Genomic DNA, 14,366 nt, shown 5'->3' with positions numbered 1-14,366 from the left:
AGCCCCCGCATGCGCAGAACCACACCCGCACCCGCCCCCGCCCGCCGGAAGCAGTCCCGCACCCTGCTCGCCGCCGGCACCGCCTCCGCCGTCGCCGCGGCCACCCTGGTCGGTGTCACCCTGGGCCTGGCGCCCGCCGCCTCGGCCGGCGAGTTCCTGGTCAACGGCGGCTTCGAATCCGGCTCGCTCGGCCCCTGGAGCTGCACCGGCAACTCCGGCAGCGTCGTCACCAGCCCGGTGCACGGCGGCGGCTACGCCCTCGCCGCCGCGGCCACCGCGGGCGACACCGCCCAGTGCGGCCAGACCGTCACCGTCGCCCCCAGCACCACCTACACGCTCAGCGCGTACGTCAACGGCTCGTACGTCTACCTGGGCGTCGACGGCGGCGGCCCCAGCACCTGGACCCCCGGTACCGGCGGCGGCTACCAGAAGCTCAGCGTCAGCTTCACCACCGGCGCCACCCAGACCAGCGCCACCGTCTACACCCACGGCTGGTACGGCCAGGGCACCTACTACGCGGACGACGTCTCGCTGGACGGGCCGGGCGCCCCCAGCCCGACGCCGACGCCCACCGGGACGCCGACGGGAACGCCGACCGGCACCCCGACCGGGACGCCGACCGGGACGCCGACGGGAACGCCGACCGGCACCCCGACCGGGACGCCGACCACCCCGCCGCCGCCCGGCAGCCACGCCCTGGTCGGCTACCTGCACGCCAGCTTCGCCAACGGCGCCGGCTACACCCGGATGGCCGACGTCCCGAACTCCTGGGACTTCATCGACCTCTCCTTCGGCGAGCCCACCTCCGTCACCTCCGGCGACATCCGGTTCAACCGCTGCTCCGTCACCGACTGCCCGACGGTGGAGTCCGACGCCGACTTCAAGGCCGCCATCGCCGCCAAGCGGGCCCAGGGCAAGAAGGTGCTGATCTCGATCGGCGGCCAGAACGGCCAGGTCCAGCTGACCACCACCGCCGCCCGCGACACCTTCGTCAGCTCGGTCTCGGCGATCATCGACAAGTGGGGCCTGGACGGCCTGGACATCGACTTCGAGGGGCACTCGCTCTCCCTCAACACCGGTGACACCGACTTCAAGAACCCGACCAGCCCGGTCATCGTCAACCTGATCTCCGCGCTGAAGACCCTCAAGGCCAAGTACGGTCCGGGCTTCGTGCTGACCATGGCGCCGGAGACCTTCTTCGTCCAACTCGGCTACCAGTACTACGGTTCCGGCCCCTGGGGCGGCCAGGACCCGCGCGCTGGGGCGTACCTGCCGGTCATCTACGCGCTGCGCGACGACCTCACCCTGCTGCACGTCCAGGACTACAACTCCGGCTCCATCATGGGCCTGGACAACCAGTACCACTCGATGGGCGGCGCCGACTTCCACGTCGCGATGACCGACCTGCTGCTCAACGGCTTCCCGGTGGCGGGCAACGCGAACAACGTGTTCCCGCCGCTGCCCGCCTCCAAGGTGGCCATCGGCATGCCGGCCACCACCAACGCGGGCAACGGCTACGTCGCCCCGGCCGAGGTGAACAAGGCCCTGGACTGCCTCACCAGGCTGGCCAACTGCGGTTCGTACGTGCCGCGTTCGGGCGCCCAGCCGAACCTGCGCGGGCTGATGACCTGGTCCGTCAACTGGGACCAGTTCGGCGGCCGGGAGTTCTCCAAGAACTTCGACGGCTACTTCCGCCGCTGAGGTGACGCCGGTGGGAACCGTGCTTGAACCTGACATCAGTGTGAGGATCGAGCATGGTTCCCATGGCGACCACACAGCTCCCGACTCCCGCAATCCGCAACGGTTTCCCGCTGCCCGCCCTGCTCGCCCTGGCCACCGCCGTCTTCGTCACCGCGCTCACCGAGACCCTGCCCGCCGGCGTGCTGCCCGGGATGAGCGGGGCCCTCGGCGTCGGCGAGTCGGCCGCCGGGCAGACCGTCACCGTCTACGCGCTCGGGACCGCCGCCACCGCGATCCCGCTCACCGCGGCCACCGCCGGCTGGGGCCGCAAGCGGCTGCTGCTCACCGCGATGGCCGGCTTCGCCGCCGCCAACACCGTCACCGCGGCCTCCACGAACTACCCGCTCACCCTGGCCGCCCGCTTCCTCGCGGGCGTCGCGGCCGGCCTCGCCTGGGCGCTGCTGGCCGGGTACGCGCGCCGGCTGGTGCCGGTCGAGCAGCAGGGCCGGGCCATGGCCGTGGCGATGGCGGGCGTGCCGGTGGCGCTGTCGCTGGGAGTGCCGGTCGGCACCTTCCTCGGCCAGGCGCTCGCCTGGTGGGTGCCCTTCCTGGCCATGACGGCACTGGCGCTCGGCGTGATCGGCTGGATCGCGGCCCTGCTGCCGGACCAGCCCGGACAACCCGCCGGTGAGCGCGCCCCGGTGCGGAGCGCGCTCACCGTGCCCGGGGTGGCGCCGGTGCTCACCGTGACGGTGCTCTTCGTGCTCGCCCACACCATCCTGTTCACCTACATCGCGCCCTTCCTCGACCGGACCGGCCTCGGCGACGCGACCGACACCGTGCTGCTGGTCTTCGGCCTGGCCTCGCTGGCGAGCATCTGGTTCACCGGTGCCCACATCCACCGCCGGCTACGGCAGTTGACGATCGGCGGCGCGCTGCTGGTCGCCCTGACCGCGGGCCTGCTCGGCCTCTGGTCGCACAGCACACCGCTGGTGTACGCCGCCGCCGCGCTCTGGGGCCTGGGCTGGGGCGGCGCCCCGACCCTGCTGCAGACCGCCGTCGGCGACGCGGGCGGCGAGCGGGCGGACGCCGCCCAGGCGGTGCTGGTCACCCTGTGGAACGCCGCGATGGCGGGCGGCGGCGTGGTCGGCGGCCTGGTGCTGGGCCGCCTGGGCACCGACGCCCTGCCCTGGACGGTGCTCGCCCTGATGCTGCCCGTCCTGGCAGTGGTCACCGGCGCCCGCCAACACGGCTTCCCGACTGACCGCGGTTAGCGCAACTGCAGCCCGTTGGCCAGCAGCTCGGCGACCAGCTCGGGCCGGGCCGTCGCGACCGAGCCCGCCGAGTACGGCGGCTGCGGGTCGTACTCGATGACCAGCTGGATCGCCTCCGCGGTCGCGTCCCCGGCCATCAGGCCGGTCAGCGTCAGCGCGAGGTCGATCCCGGCCGAGACCCCGGCCGCGGTCGCGTACTTGCCGTCGACCACGACCCGCTCCGTCCCGGTCGGCTCCGCCCCGAACTTCTTCAGCGCGTCGAGGCAGCACCAGTGCGAGGTGGCCCGGCGCCCCGCCAGCAGCCCGGCGGCGCCCAGCAGCAGGGAGCCCGAGCAGACCGAGGTGGTCCAGGTGGTGGTGGCGTCCACCGCGCGAATCCACTCCAGCACGGCCTGGTCGGCCAGCCGGGCCTCCGTCCCGGGCCCGCCCGGGACGAGCAGCACGTCGGCCGCGTCCACCTCGTCCAGGGAGGCCTCCGCGGTCAGCGACAGGGTCTTCATGTCGGTGCGGACCGGGCCGCGCTTCGCGGCGGTGAACACCACCTCGGCGCCGGGGATGCGGGACAGCACCTCGCAGGGGCCGACGGCGTCCAGGGCGGTGAACTCGTCGTAGAGCAGAACGGCGATGCGCATCAGTGTCCTCCAACAGGATCGGGTCGGAAGCGGCGTCGGTACTCGGCGGGCGGGGCGGCCAGGGACCGGACGAAGGCGCGCCGCATCGCCTCCGGGGTGCCGTAGCCGCAGGAGCGCGCGATCTCCTCGATGCCGTCGGCGGTGTCCTCCAGCAGCCGCCGGGCGGCCTCCAGCCGGACCCCGTCCACGTACCGGCCCGGGGTCACCCCCACCTCGGTGGCGAAGGCCCGGGCGAAGTGCCGCGGTGACAGCGCCGACCGGCGGGCCAGCGCCTCGACGGACAGGTCGGCCTCCGGGTGCTCGGCGATCCACCGCTGCACCTCGCGCAGCGGCTGCCGGGCCGCCACCTGGGCGGCCAGCTGGGTGCTGAACTGGGCCTGGTTGCCCGGCCGGCGCAGGAAGACCACCAGGTGGCGGGCGATCAGCAGGGCGGCGTCGCGTCCCAGGTCCTCCTCGACCAGGGCCAGCGCCAGGTCGATCCCGGCGGTGACCCCGGCCGAGGTGGCGACGTTCCCGTCCCGGACGTGGATCGGGTCCGGGTCCACCTCGACGTCCGGGAACCGCCGGGCCAGCGCCTCGCAGTACGCCCAGTGCGTGGTCGCCCGGCGCCCGGCCAGCAGCCCGGCCTCGGCGAGCAGGAAGGCTCCGGTGCACACCGACACCACCCGCTCGGCCCGGCCGGCCAGCTCCCGGATCCGGGCGACCAGCGCGCCGTCCGGGAGATCGCTGCCCAGCCCGCCGGGGACCAGCAGGGTGTGCACCGGCCCGACCTCGGCCAGGTCCGTGTCCGGCAGCAGCCGCAGTCCGCTGTGGCTGCGCACCGGCCCGCCGCCCGGGGAGGCGGTGGTCACCCGGTACGCCCCCGGCTGCCCGGCGGCCGCGCCCGCCCCCGTGAAGACCTCCACGGGACCGGTCACGTCGAGGCTCTGCACGCCCTCGTAGAGGACGACGACCACGCTGCGCGCTCTCATGCGACCAGCCTGTCACCGGGTCGCAGTGGCAGCAATGACCCGTTTCCCACCTTTCCTGCCACCGTCGGTGGGGGTGCCGGTGGGGAGCACGGAAACGCCGGAAGGCCCCTCGCTCTCGCGAAGGGCCTTCCGGCTGTCTGTGCGCCGCCAGGGACTCGAACCCCGGACCCGCTGATTAAGAGTCAGCTGCTCTAACCAACTGAGCTAGCGGCGCCTGCTGACGCGGAGAACATTACCTGGTCAGCAGCCGAAACACACAATCGGCCCGGGCGGCTGGGTGCGCAGCGTCACGGCACCAGGACCACCTTGCCCCGGACGTGCCCGGCGCCGACCAGTCGGTGGGCCTCGGCGGCCCGCTCCAGCGGCAGCGCCTCGGCGACCTCCAGCCGCAGCCCGCCCGCCTCCCACAGCCGCACCAGCTCGGTCAGCCGCGCGGCCGTGCGCGGCCCCCGTAGCCCCCGTACGCCCAGCCGCTCGGCCTCCGGGTAGTCGACCACGGTGCCGATCCGGCTCCGGTCGGCGACCAGCTCGACGGAGGCCGCCAGCGCGCCCCGCCCGGCGGCGTCGAAGGCGGCGTCCACGCCCTGCGGCGCCACCGCCCGGACCCGCTCGACCAGCCCCTCGCCGTACGCGACCGGGATCGCGCCCAGGTCGCGCAGGTAGTCGTGGTTGCGCTCGCTCGCGGTGCCGATCACGGTGGCGCCCCGGGCCCGGGCGAGCTGGACGGCGACGGTGCCGACCCCGCCGGAGGCGCCGTGCACCAGGACGGTGTCGCCTGGGCCGACCGCGAGCAGGGTGAGCGCCAGGTGCGCGGTCTGGCCGGAGGCGGAGAGCGAGCCGGCCTGCTCCCAGGGCATGCCGGCGGGCTTGGCCACCAGCTGGGCGGCGTCCACCGTGACGAGCCCGGCCTGGCTGTCCAGGAAGCGGAAGCCCAGCACCTCGTCGCCGACCTGCCAGTCGGAGCCGTCCGGTCCGAGCCGGTCCACCACTCCGGCGAACTCGTTGCCGAGGACGAACGGCGGCTCGACGACGGCCCCCGGCGGGCGGAAGCCCTCCCGGATCGCGAGGTCGACAGGCTGCACCCCGGCGGCGAAGACCCGCACCCGCACCTCGCCCGGCCCGGGTTCCGGGTCGGGCACCTCGGTGACCCGCAGGACCTCCGGACCGCCGGACCGCGTCACGGTGACCGCCTTCATGTCTGCTCCCGCCCTCTCGAATGTTCGACATTCGACTGCTTGACTGTTCGACCGCCCCCGATCCTCGGACCTGAAGTCCGCTTGAGGTCAAGCCACTGTTCGGCCCGCTGTTCGGCGCGTCTTCGCCGATGGGCGCATTGTCAGATTTATCCTGGGCGGCGCTCAGCCGTCCGTTGTCGAGAGGAACGTTTCCGTGGGCCAGCTGCCCCTGTTCTTCCTGGTGCTGCTCGCCTCCGTGGTGACCATGCCGCTCGCACGCAAGACCGGAGTCCCGCAACCGGTCCTGATGACCCTGCTCGGCATCGTCATGGCGCTCGTCCCGCAGATCCCGGACGTCACCATCGAACCCGAGCTGATCCTCCCGCTGGTGCTGCCGCCGCTGATCTTCGCGGTCGCCCGGCGCTCCTCGGTGCGCTACTTCAAGGCCAACGTCCGCTCGATCCTGCTGCTGGCCGTCGCCCTGGTGGTGGTCACCACGGCCGCGGTGGCCGGGGCGGTGCACTGGCTGCTGCCCGCCCTGCCGGTCGCCGCCGCGATCGCGGTCGGCGCGCTGGTCTCCCCGCCCGACCCGGTGGCCGCCGTCGCGGTGGCCGGCAGCGTCGGCCTGCCCCGGCGCCTGGTGTCGATCCTGGAGAGCGAGGGCCTGTTCAACGACGTCACCGCGATCGTCGTCTACTCGCTGGCCATCGAGGCCGTGGTCAGCGGCGACTTCTCGGTCGGCCACGCGGTGCTGCGCTTCATCCTGTCCGCGGTGCTCGCCGTGGTCGTCGGCATCGCCCTCGGCTGGGTCAACACCAAACTCGCCGAGCGCCTGGACGACCCGACCCAGCAGGTCGCGCTCAACCTGCTGGTGCCCTTCGCCGCCTACGCCATCGCCGAGGAGATCCACGGCTCCGGCGTGCTCGCCGTCGTGGTCTGCGCGCTCTACCTCGCCGAGCGGGCCTCCGACGCCGACGCCGTCTCCTTCCGGCTGGTCGGCAACGCCTTCTGGGAGGTCGTCGAGATCCTGATCACCGGCGTCGCCTTCGGCCTGATCGGCCTGGAGCTGGCCACCGTGCTCAAGGAGGCCGGCCGCGGCTGGACCGGTTTCATCGGCGACGCCGCCGTGGTCATCGGCGTGGTCGTGGTGGTCCGGCTGCTCTGGCTGCTGCCGGCCGGCTGGCTGTCGAAGAAGCTGCGCAGCGGCGACGACGAGGACACCCCGTTCAGCTGGAAGGAGAGCGTGATCCTCTGGTGGTCCGGCATGCGCGGCGTGGCCACCGTCGCCCTGGCCCTCGCCATCCCGCTCACCCTGCACTCCGGCGAGGAGTTCCCCGAGCGCGGCCGCCTGGTCTTCATCGCCTTCAGCGTGGTGCTGTTCACCCTGCTGGTGCAGGGCCTCACCCTGCCCTGGCTGGCCAAGCGGTTCGAACTGGACATCGACCAGGACAAGCACGAGCAGGCCGTGCGCCAGCTCTGGTGGCGGGCCGCCAAGGCCGGGCTCAGGCGGCTCGGCGAACTGGAGGAGCAGGACCGGCTGCCCGCCGAGGTCGCCGACCGCCTGCGGGACCGTCAGCACGACCGGCTGGCCCGGCTCTGCCCGGAGAACTACGCCGAGGAGGAGGCCGCCGAGGCCAAGCTGCGGCTCAGCCAGTGGCGGGCCGCCCGGGAGGTCGAACAGGAGATGATCGCCGCCTCACGGCGCGAGATGCTCGCCGCCCGCAGCGAACTCGGCGCCGACCCGGAGCTGGTCGACCAGGTGCTGCGGGGGCTGGACCTGCGCTCGGAACGCAAGTGACGGCCTGTCCGGCCCCGCCGGGCGGAATGTGCGCGACCGGCTCCGCGGTTGCATAGGCTGAGCCCGGGCAGGCCGTCAACGGAGTCGGCGCACCACCAGTACCACCAGTACCCGCACGACCTCGCGAGACCCTCACCGCCTGGCCCTGCCGGTTTCTGCACCCAGATGAATCGAGGAACCACCGATGTCGGAGACCCGTGCCGACGCCCGCACCCCGCTCGACCGCACCCCGCAGTGGGCCGCCCTCGGCAAGCACCGGGCCGCGCTGGGCGAGACGCACCTGCGCGAGCTGTTCGCCGCCGACCCGGAGCGCGGCCGCCGCTACACCCTCCAGGTCGGCGACCTGCACGTGGACTACGCCAAGCACCTGGTCACCGACGAGACGCTGGAGCTGCTGCGCGAACTCGCCGCAGCCACCGGCGTCGCCGAGCTGCGGGACGCGATGTTCCGCGGCGAGAAGATCAACAACACCGAGCACCGCGCCGTCCTGCACACCGCGCTGCGCGCCCCGCGCGGTGCCGTGATCGAGGTCGACGGCGAGAACGTGGTGCCCGCCGTGCACGCCGTCCTCGACAAGATGGCCGGCTTCGCCGAGCGGGTCCGCGGCGGCGAGTGGCGCGGCCACACCGGCAAGCCGATCCGTACCGTCGTCAACATCGGCATCGGCGGCTCCGACCTCGGCCCCGCGATGGCCTACGAGGTGCTCCGCTCGTTCGCCAAGCGCGACCTCGACGTCCGCTTCGTCTCCAACGTGGACGGCGCCGACCTGCACGAGGCGGTCCGCGACCTCGACCCGGCCGAGACGCTGTTCATCGTCGCCTCGAAGACCTTCACCACCATCGAGACCATCACCAACGCGGTCTCGGCCCGCGACTGGCTGCTCACCGGGCTGGGCGCCGGCACCGAGGCGGTGGCCAAGCACTTCGTCGCGCTGTCCACCAACGCCGAGGGCGTGCGGGACTTCGGCATCGACACCGACAACATGTTCGAGTTCTGGGACTGGGTCGGTGGCCGCTACTCCTTCGACTCGGCGATCGGCCTCTCGCTGATGATCGCCATCGGCCCGGACGCCTTCCGCGAGATGCTGGACGGCTTCCACCTGGTCGACGAGCACTTCCGCACCGCGCCGCCGGAGCAGAACGTCCCGCTGCTGCTCGGCCTGCTCGGCGTCTGGTACGGCGCGTTCTTCGACGCCCAGGCGCACGCCGTGCTGCCCTACTCGCACTACCTGTCGAAGTTCACCGCCTACCTCCAGCAGCTGGACATGGAGTCCAACGGCAAGTCGGTGACCCGCGACGGCTCGCCGGTGACCTGGCAGACCGGCCCGGTCGTCTGGGGCACCCCCGGCACCAACGGCCAGCACGCCTACTACCAGCTGCTGCACCAGGGCACCAAGCTGATCCCGGCCGACTTCATCGGCTTCGCCAAGCCGGTCGCCGACCTGCTCCCGGGCCTGGTCGCCCAGCACGACCTGCTGCTGGCCAACTTCTTCGCCCAGACCCAGGCGCTGGCCTTCGGCAAGACCCCGGAGGAGGTGGCGGCCGAGGGCGTGCCCGCCGAACTCGTCCCGCACAAGACCTTCCAGGGCAACCACCCGACCAGCACCATCCTGGCCGCCGAGCTGACCCCCTCGGTGCTCGGCCAGCTGGTCGCGCTCTACGAGCACAAGGTCTTCGTCCAGGGCGCGATCTGGAACATCGACTCCTTCGACCAGTGGGGCGTCGAGCTGGGCAAGGTGCTCGCCAAGCGGATCGAGCCGGTGCTGCTGACCGGCGAGGGCGCGGAACAACTGGACAGCTCCACCGCCGAGCTGGTCGCCCGCTACCGCGCGCTGCGCGGCCGCTGAGCCCCGGTCGGGCCGTCCGCTCCGGCGGGCGGCCCGGTCCTGCTTCCTTGTTCGCCGGTTCGCGGTTCGCGGTTCGCGCGGGAAACGCCGAGAGGCCCCTCGCTTTCGCAAGGGGCCTCTCGGCTGTCTGTGCGCCGCCAGGGACTCGAACCCCGGACCCGCTGATTAAGAGTCAGCTGCTCTAACCAACTGAGCTAGCGGCGCCTGCTGACAGAGAAGACTTTAGCAGCGCCCGGGGTCCGCGCCAAAATCGAATACCGGCCGTCCGCCGTTCACCCTCCGGTCACGGCCGCCGCGCCGGCCGGCACCGCCGCGGCCGGCTCCCGGGCCGCCCGCACGCACGCCCACAGCACCACCGAGGCGCCCGGCAGCCACGGCTTCCGGTCCTCCGGGGCGACGATCCACCGGCCGGAGCCCAGCCCGGGGGAGTCCGGGCCGTTCACCATCCGCTGCACCGGCGGCACGGTCACCGCGTCGCCCTTGCCGTGGCACAGCAGGGGCGGCACGTCCCGGGCCCACTCCTCCCAGGCCAGCAGCCGGCGCAGCCGGGGCCCCGCACCGGGCTGGACGAACAGCAGCGTCCGCCCCCGGTAGGAGGCGACCGGCCCGCAGCCGGGCCCGGAGGCCCACAGCTCGTCCAGCACCCGGCGGCCGAACAGCGACGGCATGCTGATCACGTCGAAGGCGCGCCCGCAGGGCAGCACCGAGGGCGCCCACGGCCGGGCCTCCCAGAGGGCGCGCATGCTGCGCGGGTACTCGCTGGCGGAGGCGAGCCAGGCCTCGCCGGCCACGGTGACGTACTCCACCGACTGATACGTCCAGATGTCCACGGACAGCAGCCTGTGCCGTCCGGGGGCAGGACGGGAGGGAAAGCACGGTTTGCCGGACAGGACGACGGGGAACGGCGTACCCTTCCCCCGCTCGCGCATATGCCAGCGGCGGATGCCGGGGCGCCGGAGCAGCGGGTGCCTGGCGCTCCGGCGCCTTGTGCCCGGCGGCGCTCAGTCCTCGTGGCGGCGGGGCTGGAGCAGCCCGCGGCCGTACTCGATCATCTTGGCCGCGTAGTCGGGGGTCCAGTCCGCCCGCTGCGCGATCTCGGCGTCGGACAGCGCGTCGAAGCGGCGCGGGTCCGCCAGCTGCGCGGCGGCGACCGCCTGGAAGTCGGTGGCCCGCTCGGCGGCCGTCCGGAAGGCCAGGGCCAGCTCGGTGGAGCGGCGCAGCAGCTCCGTGGGGTCGTCGATCGACTCCAGATCGAAGAATCGTTCCGGCTCCGGCTCGGCGGACTGCGGCTCGAACAGCAGCTGCACCGGACGCAGACGCCGCGCGGGGTCGGCCTGACCGCCGTGGTCGGACGCCTTCGTGTGGGAGTCGGGCATGGACGGACACCTCCGGGTCTCGGTGGGGGTGGGCGGCGGCTGCTCCGGGCCGCGCCGCACGGCCGTGGCCGCCGTCCATTGTCGCGCGGCGGCGGCCGGTAACGGAACGGTGCGCGTGCGGGCGCTATTCCCCCGTACGCGCCGGGGTCGCGCTACTCCTTCGGGTGGTCGGGCGCGTGCGGTGGCGTCGGGGCGTCGGGGCCGTCGTTGTCCCGGGTGTCCCAGCGATCCACCACCCCAGGGAGAACCTATGCCCGTACGCAAGGGCCTCGCGGCCGGACTCCTGCTGATCACCCCGGCCCTCGGACCGGCCGCGGCACCTGCGGCCGGGGCCGCCGAGACGACCACCGTGGTGACCGGGCCGTGGAGCGGCCCGGGCGGCTGGTCGACGGCGACCTGCCCCGAAGGCTCCCACCTCACCGGGGGCGGCTACGCCTTCCGGCCCGCCGGCTCCGGGGACGCCGTCCTGGTCAACGCGCCGAACCCCGACGACCCGAGCACCTGGGCGGTGCGGGCCGGGCACGGGACCGTCCAGGCCTACGCCGCCTGCGAGACCGAGACCGAGACCGAGACCGAGACCGAGACCAAGGCCTGATCCGCCCGCCCGGCCGCTCAGCCCAGCCGCTCAGCCCAGCCGCACCCGGTGGCCGCTCAGGTGGTGCAGCACCTGATGGTTGGCCTCCCAGCCGTCCGGAAAGGCGACCGGGACGCCCAGCAGGACCGGCTCGGTGGACGGGTGCTCGTCCAGCAGCTCGCCGATCCCGGCCCGGGCCACCACGATGCAGGCGTGCCGGTGCCGGGAGGCGAGCACGCACAGCCGGCCGGTCTCCAGGTGGAAGGCCGTCGCGTCGGGCCGTCCGGAGAGCGGGTGCAGCACCACCGTGACGTCGTACTCGCGGCCCTGCAACCGGTTGGCGGTGTCCACCGTGACGGCCGGGCCGGCCGCCTGGTCCACCGGGACGCCCACCTTGAGCAGGGCCGCGCGGACGGCCGCGGCCTGGTCCCGGTGGGCGGTGCCGACCGCGATCCGGTCCGCGGTGAGCGGGGCCTCGCCCTGCTCGGAGCGGGCCGTCAGCCCGCGCTCCAGCAACCGCCGGACGACGGCCGCGACGGCCGCCACCGCCTGCGGATCGGTCCGCACGGTGTGCCGGGCGGGCAGCTCCAGCAGCGCCCAGCCGTGCTCGGCGGCCCGGTCGATCGCGGCGTCCAGCGCGCCGCCGTCCGGCCGGACGGCGGCGGTCAGCCGGCGGTCGTCCGGGCCGGTGCCGGAGCGGAACGGCGTGTACGGGTAGAACGCCCGCGAGATCAGCGGCGCCGCGCTGGCCGGCAGCCGCCAGGAGACCGGCAGCCGGTGCGGCTCGATCTGCGGGTTGTGCGCCAGCATGGTGACCACGGCGCTGCTCGACGGGTCGTACGACAGGCCCGCCCACTGCTCGGTGCCGACCACGGTGAACGGGTCCAGCTGGCCCGGATCGCCGACGAACAGCGCCCGTTCGAACAGCCGGGCCACCGCGAGCAGGGCGTCCGAACGCATCTGGTACGCCTCGTCGACGATCGCGTGCCGCCACGGCGCCTCGGCCCGCACCCACTGCCACTTCGCCGAGGTGGAGACCACCACGTCGTGCTCGACCAGCTCGGCGACCTTGTCGGAGGGCGTGACGTTGGCGTGCTTCAGCACCTCCGGGCCGGGCCGGGCGTCGGCGGCGTGCAGCCGGCCGATCGTCAGGTCCGGCGCCTTCTCGGCGAGCCGGCCGACCAGGTCGTCCACCTGGCCGTTGGTCTGGGCGACGATCATCAGCCGCTCGCCGGCCTCGACCAGCTCCCGGGCCGCCCGCACCACCAGCGTCGACTTCCCGGCGCCGGGCGGGGAATCGACCACCACGCCGCGCGGGGCGCCGGCCGCCGGGTGGACGGTCGCGGCCAGGATCCGGGCCACGGCGGCGTCGGCGGCCGCGCCCGGTGCCTGCTCGGCGCTCAACTCGGCCATCATTCCCACTCCTCGGAGACGGACGGGGCGGGTACGGGGGCGGTGCCGGGCGGGCCGCCGTGCGTCCACGGGGTGTCGTCCGGCTCGGGCAGCGGCGCGGACTGGCGGACCGTCAGCTCGAACAGGGTGAAGGTGACCGGATCGCCGGGCTCGGGCAGACTGCCCGGCTCGGGCTCCTTCCTACGCCCCATGCCGGACAGCAGACGCAGGGTGATGGTGCCCCCGGCCGGGTCGACCGCCGCGATCTCCGCCTTCTGCGGGGACCGGCCGCCGCCGGCCTCCGGCTGGGGGGACCCCCACACCCGGTGCGCCTCCCGCCCGAGATCCGCGTGCGGGCGGTCGGCGGTGCGCAGGGTGATCAGCGGGCGCGGCTTGGGGGAGCGGCCGGTGGTGTCGTAGTCCGGCACCACCTCGGTCACCACGCCGCTGAACGCCTCGCCGGACAGCCGGTGTTCGGCCATCGCCAGCGGATCGTCCAGCGCCTCCTGGACGTCCAGCCGGGTCTGCTCGCGCTCGCGCTGGGCGAGCTTGCGGGCGGCCGTGACGGCGTCGTCCTGCCGCGGCTGCGGCGGCTCGCCGGCCGCCAGCCGGTCCCGGTGGCCGGTGTAGGACCAGCGGTCGCCGGTCCAGCGCTCCGCCAGGTGCCCGGCGGGCGGCAGCCCGCGCAACAGGTCCAGACCGCGCCAGACGTCCCGCCAGGTGGGCAGCAGCACGGCCGCCAGCGCCTCGCGCAACTGCTCGACCGCCGCCCGGACGGCCGCCCGGGCGCGCTCGGCGGCGGCCTCGTCGCGCTGCTCGGCGCTGTGCTGAAGGGCGGCCGTGGCGGTGTCGTAGCGGGCGATCGCCGGGGCGAGCACGAACTCGTCGAAGCGCGGATCGGTGGCCGGGCCGGCCGGCGGGTGCAGCAACTGCCCCCGGTCGTCCCGGGCGGACTCGGCGCGCTCGGCCGCCTCGGCACCGGTCAGGCCGCCCGGCGGGGCGTGCCAGGCCAGGTGGGCGGCCAGGTGCTGGTCCTCCAGGTGGCTCTGGCCGGTGGCCCAGTGCCGGGCCAGCAGGCCGGTCATCGGCAGCAGCAGGCTGGTGCCGGGCACCTGGGCGCGGTCGGTGAGGTGGGTCAGCCAGCGGCCGAGCAGCGGCACCCGCACCGGCGCGGGGTACGGCCCCGGCTCGTCGTCCTCGACCGTGCGGCGGAACCGGGTGGAGCGGCCGAGCAGGGCCAGGTGCCGCACGCCCGCGCCGTTCGGCACGATCAGCTGCGGCGCGTCGGCGCACAGCTCGCGGAACACCTGGGTCTTCTCGCCGGTCTCCGGGTCCTTCTCGGAGCCCTCGATCTGCTCCACGTCCTCGGCGAAGGACTCCAGGTACGGCAGCAGGTCGGCGGCCAGCTCGGCCAGGAAGTCGAACCGCAGGGTGCGGTTGAGCGGCTGCGGCACCAGGTGCAGCCGGGGCGCGTCCCGGTCGGTGCCCAGCAGCACCGCCAGCGGCGCGCCGGCCTCACCGGCGGCCGTCAGCGGCACGACCACCATCGGGCGGTCGGACAGGTGCCGGTGCCGGACGGTGGCCAGCGGCTCGGCCCGCCCGCTGCGGACGGCCTCCAGCCGGGCGAGGGTGGTCAGCAGGCTCATGC

12 protein-coding genes and 2 tRNA genes are annotated in these 14,366 nt (G+C 74.1%); 5 read left to right on the top strand and 9 right to left on the bottom strand.

The window, feature by feature from the left end; all coding sequences use genetic code 11:
• The first annotated feature begins 9 nt into the window (after positions 1-9).
• Both ACFWPI_RS19860 and ACFWPI_RS19855 read left to right on the top strand, forming a co-directional pair.
• Positions 10-1,701, top strand: coding sequence for a chitinase (locus ACFWPI_RS19860; protein WP_380372915.1), 1,692 nt, complete (start codon positions 10-12; stop codon positions 1,699-1,701).
• Positions 1,702-1,763: 62 nt separating this feature from the next.
• Entirely contained in the window at positions 1,764-2,954 is a 1,191-nt protein-coding gene (locus ACFWPI_RS19855) for an MFS transporter (RefSeq protein ID WP_380372918.1), read from the top strand.
• Here the strand turns inward: ACFWPI_RS19855 and ACFWPI_RS19850 are convergent.
• The 4 genes from ACFWPI_RS19850 to ACFWPI_RS19835 form a co-directional block, all read right to left on the bottom strand.
• Positions 2,951-3,586: a DJ-1/PfpI family protein gene (locus ACFWPI_RS19850; protein ID WP_380372920.1), complete on the bottom strand. Its 636-nt coding sequence runs from the start codon at positions 3,584-3,586 to the stop codon at positions 2,951-2,953. The genes ACFWPI_RS19855 and ACFWPI_RS19850 overlap by 4 nt on opposite strands.
• Positions 3,586-4,557, bottom strand: coding sequence for a GlxA family transcriptional regulator (locus ACFWPI_RS19845; RefSeq protein ID WP_380372923.1), 972 nt, complete (start codon positions 4,555-4,557; stop codon positions 3,586-3,588). Before ACFWPI_RS19845 ends, ACFWPI_RS19850 begins: the two co-directional genes overlap by 1 nt.
• 140 nt (positions 4,558-4,697) lie before the next feature.
• Positions 4,698-4,771, bottom strand: a tRNA-Lys gene (locus tag ACFWPI_RS19840).
• 73 nt (positions 4,772-4,844) lie between these two features.
• On the bottom strand, positions 4,845-5,753 hold the full coding sequence (locus tag ACFWPI_RS19835) for an NADP-dependent oxidoreductase (RefSeq protein ID WP_380372926.1): 909 nt from the start codon (positions 5,751-5,753) through the stop codon (positions 4,845-4,847).
• A 193-nt stretch (positions 5,754-5,946) separates the two neighbouring features.
• Here ACFWPI_RS19835 and ACFWPI_RS19830 point away from each other — a divergent pair, with 193 nt between their 5' ends.
• A complete protein-coding gene (locus ACFWPI_RS19830; protein WP_167745871.1) occupies positions 5,947-7,530 on the top strand; it encodes a Na+/H+ antiporter in 1,584 nt (527 codons plus the stop codon).
• Positions 7,531-7,714: 184 nt separating this feature from the next.
• Entirely contained in the window at positions 7,715-9,376 is a 1,662-nt protein-coding gene (gene pgi, locus ACFWPI_RS19825) for a glucose-6-phosphate isomerase (protein ID WP_380372930.1), read from the top strand.
• 130 nt (positions 9,377-9,506) lie between these two features.
• Here the strand turns inward: pgi and ACFWPI_RS19820 are convergent.
• The 3 genes from ACFWPI_RS19820 to ACFWPI_RS19810 form a co-directional block, all read right to left on the bottom strand.
• Positions 9,507-9,580, bottom strand: a tRNA-Lys gene (locus ACFWPI_RS19820).
• A 68-nt stretch (positions 9,581-9,648) separates the two neighbouring features.
• A complete protein-coding gene (locus ACFWPI_RS19815; protein WP_380372933.1) occupies positions 9,649-10,206 on the bottom strand; it encodes a bifunctional DNA primase/polymerase in 558 nt (185 codons plus the stop codon).
• Positions 10,207-10,377: 171 nt separating this feature from the next.
• Entirely contained in the window at positions 10,378-10,752 is a 375-nt protein-coding gene (locus ACFWPI_RS19810; protein ID WP_063349289.1) for a hypothetical protein, read from the bottom strand.
• A 250-nt stretch (positions 10,753-11,002) separates the two neighbouring features.
• On the opposite strand from ACFWPI_RS19810, the gene ACFWPI_RS19805 reads away from it, so the two are divergent.
• Positions 11,003-11,347, top strand: a complete 345-nt coding sequence (locus ACFWPI_RS19805) for a hypothetical protein (RefSeq protein ID WP_380372936.1) — start codon at positions 11,003-11,005, stop codon at positions 11,345-11,347.
• Between the two features lie 30 nt (positions 11,348-11,377).
• Here ACFWPI_RS19805 and ACFWPI_RS19800 read toward each other — a convergent pair whose 3' ends face one another.
• Positions 11,378-12,739 (bottom strand): AAA family ATPase, encoded by a 1,362-nt coding sequence (locus tag ACFWPI_RS19800; protein WP_380372959.1) that lies wholly within the window; start codon positions 12,737-12,739, stop codon positions 11,378-11,380.
• Entirely contained in the window at positions 12,739-14,364 is a 1,626-nt protein-coding gene (locus ACFWPI_RS19795) for a hypothetical protein (protein WP_380372939.1), read from the bottom strand. The genes ACFWPI_RS19800 and ACFWPI_RS19795 overlap by 1 nt, the downstream gene beginning before the upstream one ends.
• Positions 14,365-14,366: the final 2 nt, after the last annotated feature.

The organism is Kitasatospora sp. NPDC058492, assembly GCF_042720685.1.
Taxonomy (GTDB): Bacteria; Actinomycetota; Actinomycetes; order Streptomycetales; family Streptomycetaceae; genus Kitasatospora.
Note: the sequence above shows the minus strand (reverse complement) of the source record. Positions and strands in the feature narration are given on the sequence as shown.